The 19,193-nt window shown below is 57.5% G+C and carries 11 protein-coding genes; 2 read left to right on the top strand and 9 right to left on the bottom strand.

Going from position 1 to position 19,193, the window contains the following annotated elements; genetic code table 11:
• Nucleotides 1–65: 65 nt before the first annotated feature.
• The 3 genes from LBO03_03150 to rpoB all read right to left on the bottom strand — a co-directional run bounded on the left by LBO03_03150 (nucleotide 66) and on the right by rpoB (nucleotide 8,552).
• The gene (locus LBO03_03150) at nucleotides 66–644 is read right to left on the bottom strand and encodes a hypothetical protein (protein ID MDR3348592.1); all 579 of its coding nucleotides are present in this window, start codon (nucleotides 642–644) and stop codon (nucleotides 66–68) included.
• A gap of 214 nt (nucleotides 645–858) precedes the next feature.
• A complete protein-coding gene (gene rpoC, locus LBO03_03155) occupies nucleotides 859–4,809 on the bottom strand; it encodes a DNA-directed RNA polymerase subunit beta' (GenBank protein ID MDR3348593.1) in 3,951 nt (1,316 codons plus the stop codon).
• Nucleotides 4,810–4,826: 17 nt separating this feature from the next.
• Nucleotides 4,827–8,552 carry a DNA-directed RNA polymerase subunit beta gene (gene rpoB / locus LBO03_03160; GenBank protein ID MDR3348594.1) on the bottom strand — a complete coding sequence of 1,242 codons (3,726 nt, stop codon included), beginning with the start codon at nucleotides 8,550–8,552 and terminating at the stop codon, nucleotides 4,827–4,829.
• Between the two features lie 383 nt (nucleotides 8,553–8,935).
• On the opposite strand from rpoB, the gene LBO03_03165 reads away from it, so the two are divergent.
• Both LBO03_03165 and LBO03_03170 read left to right on the top strand, forming a co-directional pair.
• Nucleotides 8,936–9,301: a cell division protein SepF gene (locus LBO03_03165; GenBank protein ID MDR3348595.1), complete on the top strand. Its 366-nt coding sequence runs from the start codon at nucleotides 8,936–8,938 to the stop codon at nucleotides 9,299–9,301.
• Between the two features lie 134 nt (nucleotides 9,302–9,435).
• Entirely contained in the window at nucleotides 9,436–12,876 is a 3,441-nt protein-coding gene (locus LBO03_03170) for a DNA polymerase III subunit alpha (protein MDR3348596.1), read from the top strand.
• A gap of 39 nt (nucleotides 12,877–12,915) precedes the next feature.
• Here LBO03_03170 and LBO03_03175 read toward each other — a convergent pair whose 3' ends face one another.
• The 6 genes from LBO03_03175 to LBO03_03200 form a co-directional block, all read right to left on the bottom strand.
• Nucleotides 12,916–13,884 carry a P1 family peptidase gene (locus LBO03_03175; protein MDR3348597.1) on the bottom strand — a complete coding sequence of 323 codons (969 nt, stop codon included), beginning with the start codon at nucleotides 13,882–13,884 and terminating at the stop codon, nucleotides 12,916–12,918.
• A 15-nt stretch (nucleotides 13,885–13,899) separates the two neighbouring features.
• On the bottom strand, nucleotides 13,900–15,171 hold the full coding sequence (larA, locus tag LBO03_03180; protein MDR3348598.1) for a nickel-dependent lactate racemase: 1,272 nt from the start codon (nucleotides 15,169–15,171) through the stop codon (nucleotides 13,900–13,902).
• Between the two features lie 59 nt (nucleotides 15,172–15,230).
• Complete coding sequence (locus tag LBO03_03185; GenBank protein ID MDR3348599.1) at nucleotides 15,231–15,878, bottom strand: hypothetical protein; 648 nt, start codon at nucleotides 15,876–15,878, stop codon at nucleotides 15,231–15,233.
• A 78-nt stretch (nucleotides 15,879–15,956) separates the two neighbouring features.
• Nucleotides 15,957–16,562 (bottom strand): hypothetical protein, encoded by a 606-nt coding sequence (locus LBO03_03190; protein MDR3348600.1) that lies wholly within the window; start codon nucleotides 16,560–16,562, stop codon nucleotides 15,957–15,959.
• Nucleotides 16,563–17,300: 738 nt separating this feature from the next.
• Complete coding sequence (locus tag LBO03_03195) at nucleotides 17,301–18,080, bottom strand: putative hydro-lyase (protein ID MDR3348601.1); 780 nt, start codon at nucleotides 18,078–18,080, stop codon at nucleotides 17,301–17,303.
• Nucleotides 18,081–18,163: 83 nt separating this feature from the next.
• The gene (locus tag LBO03_03200; GenBank protein ID MDR3348602.1) at nucleotides 18,164–19,183 is read right to left on the bottom strand and encodes a DUF4392 domain-containing protein; all 1,020 of its coding nucleotides are present in this window, start codon (nucleotides 19,181–19,183) and stop codon (nucleotides 18,164–18,166) included.
• Nucleotides 19,184–19,193: the final 10 nt, after the last annotated feature.

Genomic DNA, 19,193 nt, shown 5'->3' on the forward strand with positions numbered 1-19,193 from the left:
CCCCGCTCAGGCCATTGGCGCTTTGGGCGGCGCAACCGTCCCCGGTTGGCGTCAAGCGTGCCGGCCTAACGCGCAAAAAAGACATTTAAGAACACAACCGCGCCCCATATGCAAAAAAACGCGAAAATAAGTCCGCAAAACAGCCATTTTATGATCGGCAAAAAAGAATGGCCGCGGTTTGTTTCCGCCACGAAAGAGCCGCCTCGTTTTTCCCAAAGGCTGTCCTGCCCGTAGGCTAAGCGCGCCTCCTCCAAGGCTTTGCCGCATTTTGCGGCAACGACCGAGCGCCCGTCCGTCAAATTGGCGGCCGTGCCGAACATGCCGATGGCCCGTCCAAACTCCCCGGCCCACATATAAAGCTCGCCTAAGGAAAACATCGCTTCGGCGTGCATTTCGCTGGCCGTTATGTATAAGGTGTAATTGTCGCCGGCGGCCGCTTTTATTTTAGACAACAGCGGCCACATGTCAATTCGGTAAAACACCTCCGTTTGTTCGGCCGTTTTGACGCCGGAAGAGCCCTTGGCCGGCTTTTTCTTGATCTGTTCGCCGACCTGCGCCTTTAATTTGTCTAACAGCCGCTTTGTTTCTGAAAGGATAGCGGTCGCGCTTTCCGGCTGCTTGCTGTAATCTTCTTCTACCGGCACGCCTTTGCCCTCCCCCGATTTGGAAGATGCGCAATATATCGTTACATCACATTATATTATATATTATGGCAAACATCAAATGCCAAAATCAGGGCGCGCGCGAAAGCCGGCCCGCCCGGCCGCTTGCGCCCAAAAAAGCGCGCCTGCCTGTGTCGGCGGGCGCGCTTTTGGGCAATGCGGACGTTGGCGGCAAAATGTTTTCCCCGGGATGCCGCTATGTATATTTTATTTTTATGTTCCGGTATCTGCTCATGCCCGTGCCCGCCGGGACGAGTTTGCCGATGATGACGTTTTCTTTCAGTCCGAGCAGAGGATCTATCTTGCCTTTGATCGCGGCATCTGTAAGGACGCGGGTGGTTTCCTGGAAGGAAGCTGCCGACAGGAAAGAATCGGTAGCAAGCGACGCCTTGGTAATGCCGAGCAGCACGGGTTTGCCCTCGGCCGGCATAAGCCCGGCTTCTTCGACCTTGCGGTTGTTCTCCTTGAATTCGTTGGCGTCAATATATTCCCCGGGCAGCATGGCGGTGCCGCCTGTTTCTTCGACCCGGACTTTGCGCATCATCTGGCGGATCATTACTTCAATATGCCGATCGTTTATTTCGACGCCCTGGGACTTATAGACTTTTTGCACTTCGCGCGCGAGATAGCGCTGGGTAGCGCGCACGCCGCTGATGCGCAGTATGTCGTGCGGGTTGAGCGACCCTTCGGTAAGCCTTGCCCCCACCGCCACTTCCTGCCCTTCGCTTACGCTTATCTTGGCGCCGTAGGGAATGTTGTAAGGTATTTCTTCCCCGCTTTCGGTAGTTATGGTAACTTTGCGCACGCCTTTGTTTTCGCCGAGCGAGGCTTTCCCGGCGTGTTCGGAAATAACCCCCGGCCGCTTGGGCTTTCTGGCCTCAAAGAGTTCTTCCACCCGCGGCAGGCCCTGGGTAATGTCGTCGCCCGCCACGCCGCCGGTGTGGAAGGTCCTCATGGTCAGCTGGGTGCCGGGTTCGCCGATGGACTGGGCGGCGATTATGCCTACCGCCTCGCCGATGTCAACAAGCGCGCCGGTAGCCAGGTTCTTGCCGTAACATTTGCGGCATACGCCGTATTTTGAGCGGCAGTTAAGCACGGAACGGATCAGGACCGTCTTTTTGAGCTTGATTATTTCGTCCGCGGCATCCTCGGTAATCGTTTCGTTTATCGGATAAAGCACTTTGCCCGTGGCGGGGTCTTTGATGTCCTCCGCCAAGGTGCGCCCGACGATGCGATCGCGCAAAGGCTCGATGACGGCCCGGTCGTCCTTGCCCTCGGTGATGGCCTCTACCTCTATGCCTTCTATTTCGTTGCGCTTCACTTTAAATTCCCGGACAGGCTGTTTTATGATTTCCTGTAGGTTCTCTTTTGTGAATTCCTGCCCCTTTTCCAGAACCAAGGCGCCGCTTTCGTCGGTTATGTCCTCAAACGCTTTATAGCCCAGTATTTCATGCGACAGGTTGGCAAATATGGCGTCGTCTATTTCCGCGGCGGGCAGATTGAAAATCATGGTCTCGTCCGGGTCGCCTTCGTAGACCGGCCGCAGGAAAAGTTCATAAACCGCGCTGTTGTTGAAAAGCTCAAATAGCCGGCCGTCGATCAGGGTATCCGTCTGCGCCAGTACCTGCCCGCTGGCCGCGTCCGTAACGTCGCCCGCCAAATAGCGCCCCGTCAGTATTTCCTCGAGTTTCCTGACCGAGTGCCCGGTAGCGGCGCGCCGTACATTCTGCCGTTCCTTGTGCAAATTGACGGCAAACACGTCGCAGTCTTCCTCGCGCACGATGACGTCTTGCGCGACGTCCACCAAGCGCCTGGTCAGATAGCCGGAGTCGGCCGTCCGCAGCGCCGTGTCGGCAAGCCCTTTGCGCGCGCCGTGCGTCGATATGAAGTATTCCAGCACGGTCAGGCCCTCGCGAAAGTTAGCCTTGATCGGCCAGTCGATGATCCGCCCCGAAGGGTCGGCCATCAGCCCGCGCATGCCGGCCAGCTGCCTTATCTGCTGAATGTTGCCGCGGGCGCCGGAATTGGCCATCATGTATATGGGATTGAAAGCGTCCAGCGTGCTGGCCATCAACTCTTTGGTTACTTCCTCGGTGGCGTCGCCCCAGAGCTTGATCACTTTGCGGTAGCGTTCTTCCTCGGACAAAAGGCCGCGCCGGAAAGCCTGCTCCGTCCTGTCCACTTCGTTTTCCGCCTCGTCGAGTATCTCCTTTTTGCGCTCCGGCACTTTTATATCGGAGACGGCGATGGTTATGCCGGCGATGCAGGCGTTGTGGTAGCCCATGCTTTTAATGTCGTCAAGTACCCGCGCGGTTTGGGTATTGCCGTATAACTTGTGCGCTTTCGCGACCAGCCGGCCGAGTTCTTTTTTGTCGATAAGTTTTTCCAAATGCCATTTTCCGCCGTCTTGGTAAAAATAACGCATGTCGCGCGGCAAAGCCTCGTTGAATATGGCGTTCCCGACGGTAGTTTCGACAATCGTGCAGCCATTTTCCGGCAGTTCGCCGTTGATATAGGAATTGTCGAAACGTATTTTGACGGGGGCGTGCAAATCCACCAGGCCGTTGAAATGGGCCAACAAAGCTTCGTTGACGCTGCTGTAGATCCCGCCCTCACCTTTTGCGCCTTTTTTCCTTATCGTCAGATAATACGAGCCCAGCACCATGTCCTGCGTAGGCACGGCCACCGGCTTGCCGTCTTTGGGCGCGAGGATGTTGTGCGCCGAGAGCATCAAAATGCGCGCTTCCGCCTGGGACTCTACCGACAGCGGCACGTGGACGGCCATCTGGTCGCCGTCGAAGTCGGCGTTGTAGGCGGTGCAGACCAAGGGATGTATTTTTATGGCGCGGCCTTCCGAAAGCACGGGCTCAAACGCCTGTATGCCCAACCTGTGCAGCGTCGGGGCGCGGTTCAAAAGCACGGGGTGTTCCTTGATCACCTCTTCCAGGACATCCCACACTTCCGGGCGGGCCTTTTCCACCATGCGCTTGGCGCTTTTGATGTTGTGCGCCTGTCCGCCGTTCACTAAGCGTTTCATGACAAAGGGCTTGAAAAGTTCCAGCGCCATTTCTTTCGGCAGGCCGCATTGGTGCATTTTCAGTTCCGGCCCGACGACGATAACCGAGCGGCCGGAATAGTCGACGCGCTTGCCCAAAAGGTTCTGGCGGAAACGCCCTTGCTTTCCTTTCAGCATGTCCGAGAGCGATTTCAGCGGGCGGTTGCCCGGGCCGGTTACCGGCCGGCCGCGCCGTCCGTTGTCGATAAGCGCGTCCACCGCTTCCTGCAGCATGCGTTTTTCATTGCGGACGATGATGTCGGGCGCGCTAAGTTCCAGCAGCCTTTTCAGGCGATTGTTGCGGTTGATGACCCGCCGGTACAGATCGTTAAGGTCGGAAGTCGCGAAACGCCCGCCGTCGAGCTGCACCATCGGGCGCAATTCCGGCGGGATCACCGGTATTACGTCCATGACCATCCACTCCGGGCGGTTGCCGGATTTCTTGAAAGCCTCGCAGACTTCCAGCCGCCTTACCGCCCTCACTTTTCTCTGGCCGCTCACTTCGCCCAGTTCCTCGCGCAGTTTGCGGGAAAGCTCGTCAAGGTCTATTTCCATCAGGAGCTTTTTGATCGCGTCGGCGCCCATGCCGACTTTAAAGGCGTTGCCGTAGCGCTCGCGGTAGTCGTAATACTCCGCTTCGGACAAAAGCTGTTTTTTGATTAGCGGCGTCTCGCCCGGATCGAGCACTATATAAGAAGCGAAATAAAGCACTTTTTCCAACGAACGCGGCGACACGTCCAGTATCAGCCCCATGCGGCTGGGTATGCCTTTGAAATACCAGATGTGGGAAACCGGCGCGGCCAGGTCGATATGCCCCATGCGGTCGCGGCGGACTTTAGAGCGGGTAACTTCCACCCCGCAGCGGTCGCAGACAATCCCTTTGTAGCGAATACGTTTATATTTGCCGCAGTGGCACTCCCAGTCCTTGGTCGGGCCGAAAATTTTCTCGCAAAACAACCCGTCGCGTTCGGGCTTTAAGGTGCGGTAATTAATGGTTTCGGGTTTTCTGACTTCGCCGTGCGACCATTCGCGGATTTGCCCGGGCGAAGCCAAGCCTATACGCATAGAATCAAAATTGTTTACGTCCAACATAAATTACGCGCTCCTTTTTATTTTTTTTCGTCCGCGTCAAGGCCGGAAAGCTCAAAATCCTCTTTCTCTACCTGCCCGCGCCGCCCCTTGACCAAGCCGCCGTCCCCATCGCCGTCCGCCTCCAGTTCGGCCAGTTCTTCAAGCGCCACGGTCTCGCCGGCATCTTCTATGTACATGGCGTCGGACGGGGCTTCTACCGGCAGGATGCCGCCTTCTTCGGCGACAAGGTCAAATTCGCGGGCCGTTTCCGCGACGTCTTCCTCGATGTCGCGTATAAGTATTTCCTCCGCGTCCTCGCTCAATACCTTTATGTCGAGAGCAATGCTCTGCAGTTCCTTGATCAGCACTTTGAAAGACTCCGGCACGCCGGGTTCCGGCACATTGTCGCCTTTGACGATGGATTCGTAAGTCTTTACCCTGCCCACGATATCGTCGGATTTTACGGTCAGCAGCTCTTGCAGAGTATAGGCGGCTCCGTAGGCCTCCAAAGCCCATACTTCCATTTCTCCGAAACGCTGTCCGCCAAACTGCGCCTTGCCGCCGAGCGGCTGCTGCGTAACCAGCGAATAAGGGCCGGTGGAACGGGCGTGTATCTTGTCGTCCACCAGATGGTGGAGTTTGAGCATGTATACATAGCCGACCGTAACTTTGTTGTCGAAAGGCTCGCCGGTACGTCCGTCGTAGAGCACCGACTTGCCGTCGGGATCTACGCCCGCCAGCTCGACCGTCCGAAAAATGTCCTCTTCGCTGGCGCCGTCGAAAACCGGCGTGGCAATTTGTAGGCCGGTTTTATCCGGCACGGGCATGCCCTGGGTTTTGACGTCATAGCCGATCGCGTCGAGCTTTTTGGCCAGTTCGCCCGGCTCGCCGTGTTCCAGCTCCACGCCGATCGCCGCCGCCGCCCAGCCGAGATGCGCCTCCAATATCTGCCCTATGTTCATGCGGCTGGGCACGCCGAGCGGATTGAGCACTATCTGCACCGGCCTTCCGTCCGGCAGAAACGGCATGTCCTCGCAAGGCATGATCCGCGACACCACGCCTTTGTTGCCGTGGCGCCCGGCCATTTTGTCGCCTTCGGATATTTTCCTCTTTTGCGCTATATATACGCGTACCTGCTCGTTGACGCCGGGGGAAAGCTCGTCCCCGTTTTCGCGGCTGAACACTTTGACGTTGACGATCTTGCCCGCCTCGCCGTGCGGCACCCGCAGGGAAGTGTCGCGCACCTCGCGCGCCTTTTCGCCAAAAATAGCGCGCAAAAGCCGCTCCTCGGCGGTAAGCTCGGTTTCGCCCTTGGGCGTAACCTTGCCGACCAGTATGTCGCCCGGCCGCACCTCCGCGCCTATCCTTATTATGCCGCGATCGTCAAGATCCTTGAGCGCGTCCTCCGATACGTTCGGAATGTCGCAGGTGATCTCCTCCGGGCCTAACTTGGTGTCGCGGGCGTCGCACTCATATTCCTCGATATGTATGGAGGTGAACACGTCTTCTTTTACCAAGTCCTCGTTAAGCAAAATGGCATCCTCGTAATTATAGCCTTCCCAGGGCATGTAAGCGACGATCACGTTGTAGCCGAGCGACAGCTCGCCGCCGCTGGTCGCCGGGCCGTCGGCCAGCACTTCGCCTTTTTCCACCTGGTCGCCTTTGCTGACGATCGGCCGCTGGTTTATGCAAGTGCCCTGGTTGGAACGCTTGAATTTCAAAAGTTTGTAAACGTCCTGCTCGCCCGTTTGCCGGCGCACCACGATCTCCTGGCCGGTTACCTTCTCCACCGTGCCGGCGTTTTTCGCCAGCACGCAGACGCCGGAATCAACCGCCGCCTTGTATTCTATCCCCGTGCCGACAAGCGGGGCTTGCGTGCGCAAAAGCGGCACGGCCTGCCTTTGCATGTTCGCCCCCATCAAAGCCCGGTTGGCGTCGTCATTTTCCAGAAAAGGGATGAGCGCGGTCGCGATGGACACGACCTGTTTGGGGGAAACGTCCATATAGTCCACCTGGTCGGCCGGCTCCACCGGAAATTCATTGCGGTAGCGCACCGTTACGTTCTCTTCCTTGAACCAGCCGTCCTCCAGCTCCTCGTTGGCCTGGGCGCAGATGTATTCGTCCTCCTCGTCCGCCGTCAGGTACACCACTTCGTCGGTTACCCGGCGGTTGGCCTTGTCTACCCGGCGGTAAGGCGTTTCCATGAACCCGTACTCGTTGACGATGGCAAAAGTGGACAAAGAGCCGATAAGCCCGATATTGGGCCCTTCCGGCGTCTCTATCGGGCACATGCGCCCGTAATGGGAATGATGCACGTCGCGCACCTCAAACCCCGCGCGCTCGCGGCTCAAGCCGCCCGGGCCCAGCGCCGACAGGCGCCGTTTGTGCGTAAGCTCGCCCAGCGGGTTGGTCTGGTCCATGAACTGCGAAAGCTGGCTGGAACCAAAAAACTCCTTGATCGCGGCCACCACCGGGCGGATATTGATCAGGGCCTGCGGCGTTATGACATTGGAATCCTGAATGGTCATGCGCTCTTTGACTACCCGTTCCATGCGGGCAAGGCCGATACGGAACTGATTCTGCATAAGCTCGCCCACCGAGCGCAGCCGCCGGTTGCCCAAGTGGTCGATGTCGTCGGCCTTGCCTACGCCGTCCATCAGGTTGAGCAAATAACTGAACGCCGCGAAAATGTCCGGCGCGGCGATGGTCCGGTGATTGTCCGGCAGGCTTTCGTTGCAGATGGCCTTTACCGTCTTGTCGCCGCAGCGGATGCGTATCCCCTTCAGCCCCGGGCCGTCAAAAACCCTGCTTTTGGCTACTTTGCCCAACCATTCGGCGTTCATGAAAGTTCCGGCCGGCGCTATGGTCTTGCCGGTTTTCGGATCGACGATGTCCTCCGCCAGTGTCTGGTTGGCGACGCGCCGCTGCCAGTTGAGCTTTTTGCCCAGTTTGTAGCGGCCGACCTTCGCCAGGTCATAGCGCTTGGGATCAAAAAAAGTTGACTCCAGAAGCTGCACGGCGTTTTCCACCGTCGGCGGCTCGCCCGGGCGCAGCCTTTTGTAAAGCTCGATGAGCGTCTCGTCGCGAGTGCTGGTATTGTCGCGTTCCAAGGTGTTGTGTACCCTGATGTCATTGTCGAAAAGCCCCGCCATATCGGCGTTGGACACTAGTCCGAGCGCGCGCAGCAGCACCGTGGCCGGCAGTTTCCTGGTGCGGTCCACGCGGGCGTAGACGACATCGTTCACATCGGTTTCAAACTCTATCCAGGCGCCCCGGTTGGGAATGATGGTCGCGTTGTAGAGCAATTTGCCGCTGGAATCCATCGCGACATTGTAATAAACGCCGGGGGAGCGCACAAGCTGGCTGACAATGACCCTTTCGGCTCCGTTGATGATAAAAGTGCCCGTATCCGTCATGAGCGGCAGATCGCCCATAAAAACCTTCGATTCTTTTATTTCGCCCGTTTCCTTGTAAAGGAGGCGCACGTTCACGTTGAGCGGGACCGCATAGCTGGCGTCGCGCTCCTTGCATTCTTCCACGTCATACTTGGGGTCGCCGAAAGTAAAGCCTTCAAAAGTAAGCTCAAGATTGCCGGTAAAATCCTGTATCGGCGAAATATCCTGAAAAGTTTCCGCAAGCCCTTCGCGCAAAAACCACTGGTAAGAATTTTTTTGAATGGCCAAAAGATTGGGCATTTCCAAAACTTCCTGTATCTTTGAATAACTGTAGCGGTTCTTTTTCCCTACCGAAATAGCTTTAAACATTCATTACTTCACCCCTTGAAAATTCTTTTGCAAAAACGCGCCGCCCGGCCGGCAAACGGCCCCTTGCGGCGCAAAAACAAAAAACAGGCTGTCTTTTCGCCAACAAACAACCTGCACTCAACGATAGCGATAAAAATCCTCCTTTATAACAAGTCACTGTCCTCATTATCAGAAGCGCCGCGCCTCTTATAAAGCAGTAGATATTTATTTTCATTGCAAAAATTAATTATAGCACTAATATTTTTTTTGTCAATAGGGGATTTTTTTGCGCCGCCCGGGAAAATTTTCCTGAAGTATTGGAATCCGGGGAAAAACCTGATATAATTAAAAAGGGTTTATCCAGATTTTGCTGACAGTATTGTCAAGAGGCGGTGAGTGCGGCCATGGCAAGCGATATAATAAAAAAGATCGGCGGGGCCCTTGGGTTTGAGGACGAGGAAAACAAGCGCTTCGGCCCCTTGGCTCCGGTTAAAAGAACGCAGCTAAGGATAGTCGTGTACAGCCCCAAAGAATTTGGCGATGTCAGGTCTATGGCGGAATCCCTTTTGGAAAGGGCCGCCGTGCTCATTTGTTTTGAAAATGTCGACGACGATTTGTGCCGACGGATAATCGACTATATGAACGGGGTCGGTTACGCGCTGGATGCCAGGGTAGAGAAAATTTCCAACCGCCTTGTCATTTACGCGCCGGAAAACGCGGCGATAGAAAAAGAAATGCCGCCGCCGGCAAAATCTTTCAAATGGTTTTAAGCGTTATAAAAAGGCCGCTTGACGGCCTTTTTTGTCTTTCGGGCGCCGGCCGCGCTTTTCACCGGCGGGGTTGACGCCGCTTCGCCGCGTCCGCGCGGCCAAACAAAAACTATTGGCAACAGCGGGGGGTTTTTATGCCAGGTTTTGTTCATTTGCACGCGCATAGCCAATACAGCCTGCTGGACGGCGCCGCCCGCATCGACAAAATGATCGCGCGCGCCAAGGAACTGGACATGCCGGCCATCGCCATCACCGACCACGGCGTGATGCACGGCGTGATTGATTTTTATAAGGAAGCCGTCAAGCAGGGCGTCAAGCCCATCATCGGCTGCGAGATATATATGGCGGCGGGGGATCGCCGAAGCCGGACGCCGGCCGGCAATTACCACTTGATCCTCCTGGCCGAGGACAATACGGGCTATCACAATTTGATCAAGATTGTTTCGGCAGCCCAACTGGAAGGGTTTTACTACAAGCCGCGCGCGGACAAAGAACTCCTGCGCCGCCACAGCGAGGGGCTCATCTGCCTGTCCGCCTGCCTGGCCGGCGAAATACCGGCGAAAATACTGGCCGGCGACTATGGCGGCGCGCGCGCCGCCATAGAGGAATATATCGGCATTTACGGCAAAGACAATTTTTTTCTGGAAGCGCAGAACCATTTTTTGCCGGAAGACCGGAAGGTCAACGACGCCCTGCGGGGCTTCGCGCGCGAATACGGCCTCGGGCTTGTGGCCACCAACGATTCCCATTATATTGAGCGCGCCGACAGCGAGGCGCAGGACATACTTTTGTGCATACAGACCAACAAGACCGTAATGGACGCCGACCGCATGAGGTTTGCCAACGACGAGTTTTACATTAAATCCGCCGCAGAAATGCGGGAGCTTTTTCCCGATTTGCCGGATGCGCTGGAGAATACGCTTAAAATCGCGCAACGCTGCAACGTAAAGCTGGAGTTTGGCAGTCTGTCGCTGCCCGAATTCGCCGTGCCGGAGGGGGAGACGGCGGCGGGATTGCTGGCGCGGCTTTGCCGGGAAAGCCTGCCGCGAAAATATCCGGACGATGATGGCAAGATAGCCGGGGAGCGGCTGGCCTTTGAGCTTAAAACCATAAACAACATGGGCTATGACAGTTATTTTCTCATCGTTTGGGATTTTGTCAAATTTGCCCGCGAAAACGGCATAGCGGTCGGCCCGGGGCGCGGTTCGGCCGCCGGCAGCATCGTGGCGTATCTTCTGAACATAACCGGCATCGACCCGCTGAAATACGATCTTTTGTTTGAGCGTTTTTTAAACCCTGACCGCGTAAGCATGCCTGACATAGACATTGATTTTTGCTATGAGCGGCGGGGCGAAGTATTTGCGTACATAGTGGAAAAATACGGCAGCGACCGGGTGGCGCAAATCGTTACTTTCGGGACGATGGCCGCCCGGGCGGCCATCCGCGATGTCGGGCGCGCCCTGAACATGCCTTACGGCGACGTCGATAAAATCGCCAGGCAAATCCCCTACGAATTGGGCATATCGCTGGAAAAGGCGTTGGCCGCCAACAATGAGCTGCGCGATCTCACGCGCGATTTCCCCGAAATAGGCAAGCTCGTAAACCTCGCCCGCGCCTTGGAAGGCACGCCGCGCCACCATTCCGTGCACGCCGCCGGGGTGGTCATCACGCCCCGGCCGCTCACCGATTTCGTGCCGCTCCTATATTCCGCCGATAACTTTGTCACTACCCAGTACGACAAGAACCGGCTGGAAGACATCGGCCTTTTGAAAATGGACCTTCTGGGGCTGAGGACCCTTACCATCGTCGCCGACGCCCTGTCCATGATCGGGCAAAGCGGAAAAACAGCCATAACCACCGACGACATACCGCTCAAGGACAAGGCGGCGGCCGACATGCTCAAGCGCGGGGAAACCGCCGGCGTGTTCCAGATGGAATCGGACGGCATGACGCAATTGGTGAAAAATTTCGGGCCGGAAGAGTTCGGCGACATGATCCCCCTGGTTGCGCTTTACCGCCCCGGACCTTTGGGCGCGGGCATGTTGTCGGACTTTACCGACAGGCGGCACGGCCGGGCAAAGATTAGTTACCCGCACCCTTTGCTTGAGCCGATACTTAAAGACACTTTCGGCGTCATCCTCTACCAGGAGCAAGTCATGCGGATCGCGTCGGTACTGGCGGGCTTTACCCTCGCGCAGGCGGATATCCTGCGCAAGGCGATGGGCAAGAAGGATGCGCGGGCCCTGGCCAAACAGAAAGCGGCCTTTGTCGCGGGCGCGGCGAAAAATGCCGTGGGCGCGGCAAAGGCCGAGGAAATATTTTCCTTGCTGGAATATTTCGCCGGTTACGGCTTCAACAAGTCGCACAGCGCGGCTTACGGCCTGCTGGCCTGGCAGACCGCCTGGCTCAAGGCGCATTACCCGCGCGAGTTCATGGCGGCTACGCTTTCCAACACCAATGACAAAGTCGGCAAATATATAGAAGCGTGCCGGCACATGGGCATCAAAATACTGCCGCCGGACGTCAACGCCAGCGCCAGCACCTTTGCCGTGGACGGGGGCGGCATCCGTTTCGGGCTGGCCGCCGTGCAGCATGTCGGCGAAACCGCCGTGGCGGCAATACTGAAAGCGCGCAAACAGGGCGGCGACTTTAGTTCCATAGTGGACTTTTGCCGACGGGTGGATTTGCGGACGGTCAACAAGCGCGTGCTGGAGAGCCTCATAAAATGCGGCGCTTTTGACCGCATGGGCAAGCGCTCGCAGCTTCTGGCCGTGCTGGAGGATGCCGTGGCGCTGGCCGGCCGGCAGCAGCGCGACAAAGCGAGCGGGCAACTCGGGCTTTTTGACAGCGACGCGACGGAGAGCGGCGCGGATCTGCCTCTGCCTGACCTTGAGGAAATGGCCGTGGAAATGATGCTGGCGGAGGAGAAAAACCTCATAGGCTTTTATTTGACGGCCCATCCGCTCGATCGCTACCGCGAGCAGTGGGAGACCCTCCGGCCAATCGCGTCCCTTGGCGGCGGCGGGCACGAGGAAGGCGGAGCTTTAACGGAAACGAACGCAACGTGCGGCAACGGGCGCGCGCAAGACGGCGCCAAGGTGGAAGTGGGCGGAATCATAACCCAATGCAAAAGGATGAATACCAAAAAAGGCGATACCATGGCAACGCTGACGCTGGAAGATTTTACCGGGGATATCGAGGTGCTGCTTTTCCCGCAGACATTTAAGAAAGCGGCGAACTGCGCCGCTATCGATCAGGCGGTAAAAATATGGGGAAGCGTGCAAAGCGACGTGCGCGACGACGGCGCGCGGCTAAAGATCGTCGCCGACGCCGTGCTGCCCCTGGCCGGCCTGGCGCCGCCCCTCAAATTGCGGCTGCCCAACGGATTGGACAATCGCGCTTCCTATCTTAAAATTAAAGGCATACTCGCAAAATACGCGGGCGGATCGCCGGTGAGCATCGAATTGCCTTCAGGCCATACCATCCTGGCCGAACAGCGCTGCCGGGTGGACGCGGGCAGCCCCGGACTGCGCGGCGAGCTTTCCGCGCTCATCGGGGCGGAGAACATAGTATAAACTTTTATCGCCGGGCCAACCCGCCCCCAAGCCTTCCCCTCAAAGCGGCGCGGCCATGTCCCGCGCCGCTTTGAGTCCGTAAGCGGAACCGGCGTTTTGGACGGCGTTCAAAATCGCCCGCTCGACTACCCGCGCGGCGATCGTTCCCGCAATGTTGATGTCGGCGGCAACGCCGCCGACCGACAGGGCGTAAACGCTGTCGCCGTCGGCCATGGTATGCACGGGCGATATCGCCCGCGCCAGGCCGTCCTGCGCCATAGCGGCTATTTTCGCAAGCTGCGGCTTGTTAAAGGCGGCGTTGGTAACAACTGCGGCCAGGGTGGTGTTTTCGGCCAGAGCGCCGCGCGCGCCGAAACAGTCCCGGCACATCATTTCGTCCGTGCAGGCAAATCCCGCGCCGCCGTCGGCGAGCATGCCGGCGACGATCTTTCCGCCATCGTAGACGTCGCCAAACGCGTTCACCACGGCCAAGGCGCCGATTTTCAGATCGCCGGACTCTGCGGCGTAAAGGCCGAGGCCGGATTTCATCATCAGCCGCCGGTCTTTTTTGTATTTGCCGACAGTCGCGCCGACGCCGGCGCCGACATTGCCCTGGCGCAAGAGATTGTTTTGCGCGTCTTCGCAGGCGGCGTAAGCCATGTCCTGATCAGGAAAGGCCGCAGGCGAGCCGACGGAGAGATCATAGATGCAGGAAGCGCAGACTAAAGGGACAACGGCGCTGCTCGTTTGATAACCTATGCCGCGTTCCGCCAGATAGCGCATGACGCCGCCCGCCGCGTCCAATCCGAACGCGCTGCCGCCCGCGAAAAGCACGGCGTGAATTTTTTCCGGGCCGGCCAGCGGGTTGAGCAGTTCGGTTTCGCGGGAAGCCGGCCCGCCGCCGCGCACATCGACGCCGGCCGGGGCGCCTTCGGCAAAAATGAGCACGGTGCAGCCGGTTCCCAGCCGATCATTTTGCGCGTGGCCTATTTTTACATTGCCGATCTGCGTTATCGCTATTTCCCGCACGGGGCGCCCTCCTTTTTACTGCCTGACGCGCGGGACGGTCAGGCTGCCCTGCGGCATGAGGTAGATGGAAGGCCGTTCGCCGACAATGGTTTTTGCTATGTCCATAGCCTGCGCAAAAGACGCGGCGGGGGTAAAAAGCAGTTTGCGGGCAAGTTCCGGCGCAAGGCTGGAAACAAGTATAAAGGTCGCCTTCTTCATCAGCCTGGTCACGGAAAAAGCTTTGTGCGCGCCGATTTGAAAATCGCGCCGGATCTCTTCTTCCACCGCTTCCGGCGTGACGCAACGTGCCATCAGCTTTTCGTAGGTTTCCGATCCCGACCCCTCGGAACATTCGCCGAAAAGGATCGCCGCCCCGCCTTCGCGTACCGCGCAATGGGCGTTGTCCATGGTTTTTTGCAGTTGGTACACATTGATGTCCTTGGGGTAGCCCCCGCAAGTCGCGACCACCAAATCGGCCGGCGCGGGTATTTCCACGCCGTAAGCCTGATCGACCATTTGGCAAGCCTTGAGGTGGGCGGTTATGTAATTGCCGGCGAACACGCCGAGAAATTCCTTGTTTTCGTTCAGGACGACGTTTAAAAGAAAAGCGGGCGGGCATTTTTTCACCGCTTCCATTTGATCCTCGTACACCGGGTTGCCTTCCAGCCGGCCGATGGCCGCGCCCGGGCGAAGCATCAGCGCGTGGTTTTTCCGGATGCTTTCATAATAGGCCGCCCCGGGGAAAATCGCCTTGCGCCCGCCGCCGAAACCGGCGAAAAAATGATGCACAATGCTGCCGGTGCAAATGATATAGTCGCTTTCCACCATTTTTTTATAGAGACAAACGGGCGTGCCGTAAGAAGTATCGCCAAGGTAAACGTACTGGCTGCGGTCTTTGCAGTCGGGATTGTATTTTTTCAGTCGCCTGGCCGCGTCCCGGCCTACTTCCCGCTCCATTTCCTCTTCGCTCATGGCGCGGTGCGTCCCGAGCGCGAAGATAAGGGATATATTCTCGTCCGCAATGCCGGCGGCGTTGATAACATCAAGCAGAACCGGCATAAAGACATGCGTGTTGGCGACGCGGGTGGTGTCGTTCACGAGCAGGGACACTGTTTTCCCCGGTTTGAGGATCGCGCGCAAAGGCGGCGAGTCAATGGGGTTTTCCAACGCGCGGCGAATGGCGCCGGCCGGATCGGGCAAGACCGGCAAAGCCGCCATTTTAAGCTCGCCGAGCAGCCCGTCCTCCGGTACGGAGAAATCCATATGCGAATGTCCGTATTTAAAACGGAAATTTTTTGTTTTTGCCATTGCCGTCCTCCTTACGGTTGTTGTTGCCGCAGAAACTTAGATGCCAAACTCAAACAGACCTAAGGCTTGCCGCCGCCCGGCGACTTTCTGGCTTCGCTCAACGCCAGAAAATAAGGAACAATGCCCCGGATTTGGCTCAGCCGCCAGATGCCGCTTTCCGCTTTGTCCAGCAAGGCGTTAAAAGTGAATTCCCTGTTAAGTTCGTGATCGAAAATTATTACCTCCACGCTGGCTTTGCCGCCGTCCGAGCGCGCGGCGCCCGTTCCCCGGTAATCTATTTTGCCGGGCTTGAAACGGCCGGCGATGTTTTTGGCGATGGATTTGGGGCCGGGAATCTTAAAAGCCCCCTCCCTTTCCCTGCTTTGTCCGCTTGCGGCGCCCGGCCGCGCAGACAACAATTCTTCCCGTATCTCTTCCTTTGCGGCGGCGACAAAAGGCTGTTTGAACAAACCGGCCAGCCCTGACGCTAGGCGTTTCTCCTCTATCGGCATGCCCTCGGCCGCCGCGGCCGCTATATCGTCAAAAACATGCCCGAGCACGCCGTCCAAATCTACGCGCCGCTCAAAATCCGCCAGGTCGTGGCGGCCGGCCGCCCGCCAAATTAAAAAAAGCGAGTATGAGGGCGTGCTTTGATAATAAAAATAACAGGCCGCGCCGACAACGAGCAAAACAAGGGCGGCGGGGAACGCGAAGCGTAATTTTCTCATCGGGAAACCTCTGATGACCGTCGCGCCGCAAAGCCGTCCTTGGGCGCGTTTTATTTTTGCCGCCGGACGCGGCTGTTCTTAAAAGTCAATCTTGCTGAAATCAATCTTTTCCAAAATTTTAACGAGCGCTTTGTTGAAGGCCCGATCATAAGCCGTTCCCTGCGCGCTTCCGGTTTCGGAAAATACTTCGTCGATCAAATAATTTTTCGCTTCTTTGTCCGCCAGCACCATTTCAAAAAGAATGGTGCGCTTGGAACGGATGCCTGTCCAGACGTTCCATTTTACTTGGTCGCTTGACACCCTCGCGTTAAGGAAAAGGACATAGTCCGCTTGCGCGTCCCCGGCCAGGGCGATCAGGTCCTTTTGCTTTACGATAAAGCCGGAATCCGCTTCCCGCGCCGTATCGGCGGAGGTGTTCTCCCGGACGTAGCGGCGCAATATTTTGTTGGTTGAGTCAAAGGGAAGGACGCTGGCCTTTTTCCCCTTTTCGATTTCCGCCTTGAGCTCCTGATGAATCTTGGCCGCGGACGCGGTAGGGTCGGAAATGCCTTTGGGGTCAAGAAACACATATAAAGCTATTTTGGGCAGCCCTTCCTCCGGGAGCAGCGTGATTTGCGCATCAACTTTCGGAACGCCGGCGCCGAACGCGAGAACAAACGACAGCAGGACAAGGATTTTTTTCATTGAACAAAACCTCCTTGAAAAATTTTGCGTTTCTATGCAAATACCTTGCGAGAACTTCCGGCAATAGCTTGACGCCTCATACTGTCCGCAGCTTAAAACACGCTTTAAGATTTGCGAGACAATTCTCGTCCCGCAGGCGCAAAACGCAGGCAGATCCTGAGGCGCGGCGAAACTTTAGGGAAAGCGGGGCGGCAAATTGGCCGCAAACAAAGACTGCATGATTTCAATCTGATCCCGGCATTATATCAATGCTTGCGCGCAATCCGCAAAATCCAATCATGGCAGGCCGCGCCCGGTAAACTTTTGGGGCAAATAGGGCATGTTTAAAAAATCGCTTTCGGTATATTTCCAAGACAATTTTTCGTTATGCAAGGAAGCGCCGGCGACTTATTGCCCGAGGAAGCCTGCTATGAGACGCTGCCGCGGCAGGGCGGCCAAGAAGCCGCAATGGATTTTTCCGGCACGCCCCAAAGCCGGCCGTTCGCGCTCTCCCGCATGGCGGACATTTGCGCCGATCGCCCGTAAACGCGGCTACTCCGGCCTTTTGGGAAAACGCGCAAAATCAAGCGGCGACAGGCCGGCCTTTCTATTTTCCCGGCGCAAGACAAGGCACTTAACCGGCCCTTATGTCCATGTTGGCGCTTCGCGTTTTTCCCGGCGCGGGGAAAGGGGCAATCGGCGGACACGCGCCGCCTAACGGCAGGGCGCCCTGCCATTTTTTTCGCCTGCAAGACTTTGTCAGAAAACGGAAAGGTCTTCGTCGAATTTGTCGCAGATAAACATGTAGCCAGGCGCATGGGTAATCATTATCGGCGGCTTGCTGGCCATGGCGACCGACTGGGGGGTTACGCCGCAAGCCCAGAACACGGGTATTTCGCCTTCCCTGATAACCGGCGGGTCGCCGAAGTCCGGTTTGTTTATGTCCTTTACTCCGATGGCGGCCGGGTCGCCCAGGTGGACGGGGCTGCCGTGCACGGACGGGAAACGCGCCGTAACCTTGACGGCCCTGATCGCGTCCGCCGGCGACAGCGGCCGCATGCTGCAAACCATGTCGCCGTGAAAGGTTCCCGCCGGCACGCAGGGCATATTAGTTATGTACATAGGCACGTTGCGTTTTTCCTCAATATGCCTGATCGGCAGCCCGGCGTTCAGCATGGCGGTTTCAAAAGAAAAACTGCAGCCGATGAGAAAGGCCACAAAGTCGTCCCGCCAGACGTTTTCCAGGTTCTTCAGCTCGCTTGTTTTGACGCCGTTTTCATAAACGAAATAACGCGGCACGTCATAGCGGATATCGGCGCCGGGCGCCATGAGGCGCGGCACGGGCGATCCCGTGTCGGTAACGTCGAGGATGGGGCAGGGTTTGGGGTTGCGCTGGGCGAACAGCAAAAAGTCATAGGCCAGGTCTTTGGTCACAATGGCCAAGTTTGCCTGTACGTGGCCGGGCGCGAGGCCGGACGTCGGGGCGTCGATAATGCCTTCCCTTATTTTTTGCCTTGTTTGGGCCGCTGTTTTATTCATGGCCGATAAATCTCCCTTTCATTTTTTATCTGTAAACTCCCGCCCCAAGCACTTTTACAGGCGTTTGGGGGAACGCGCCGCGTTTACCGCCCGCCCTGCCGCACGGCGGCGCGCATAAGCTCAACCATCGCCGTATGCACTGGCAGGGCGCACCCGTCGACGCTGTATTCCACCCCGCCGCTCATGGCATCGTGAAAGCCGCTGTCGGCGGCGTTTTTCAATATGCGCTCCTCCAGCTCCGGCGTGTGCGCCAGTTCAGGGCGTCCGCACAGCGCGGCCAACATGCCGGCCACCGCGTAACAGCCCCAGTTGGAAACGGCCGCAGCCAAAAGATAGTCAACCGGGGTCGCGGGCGCGATGCCCTTTCCGCAAGGGCATAAACATTCGCGTCCGTATTTTATGTTTTCCCGGACGCAATCTTTGATATTGGCCATGCCTATTTCATTGCCGCCGTCGCCGATGCCGACGGTTTTGATTTTCCGCCGCCGCGCCTCCCGGAATATGTAGTCGATCTTTGCCTGCGCCGCCGATGTGTCAAAGCCGGTCATGGAGTGTATGCGGCCTTCCTCGTTCATGCCGCCGCGCTCAATGGCGACGCAGACGGCAGGATTGATTTCCTCAAGCAATTTGGCCGCCGCCGCCTCGGCCTGCGCCGCCTCGGCCGGGAAAGGCAAAATGGAAAGCGTCATGAGCTTTTCGCGTTCTATGGATTGGTCGAGCGCGTCCGGCTCGACGCAATGAAAGCCGGCCGCCTGGGCGACTTTTTTCATGCCGCCGACAAGCCCGGCGTCGGTTACGATCACGCAGGCCGCTTTGCAAAGCCGGCGCAAGGCCCTGGCCAAAACAACCGTGCCGCCGGGCCCGTCCGTTTCGCCAAAGCCGGGCGCCGCTTCCGGTTGGTCTATCCAGCCGGTGGCCAGGACAACCCGGCTTTTGGCGTTTATGGAATTTTTCAATATTTTCGCCGCCCCCAGCGCCAAAGGCTCCGGGCTCAATTTTCTCGCCGCCTCGTACAGGCGGGCGATGCTTCCCCGCGCGGCTATGTCGACGCGCATGAGGCCGTCCAATGTTTCGCCGATCCGGCAAAGCGCTTCTTTGTCCATTATCCGCCAT

It is taken from the genome of Acidaminococcales bacterium, assembly GCA_031290885.1.
Classification (GTDB): Bacteria; Bacillota; Negativicutes; order Acidaminococcales; family JAISLQ01; genus JAISLQ01.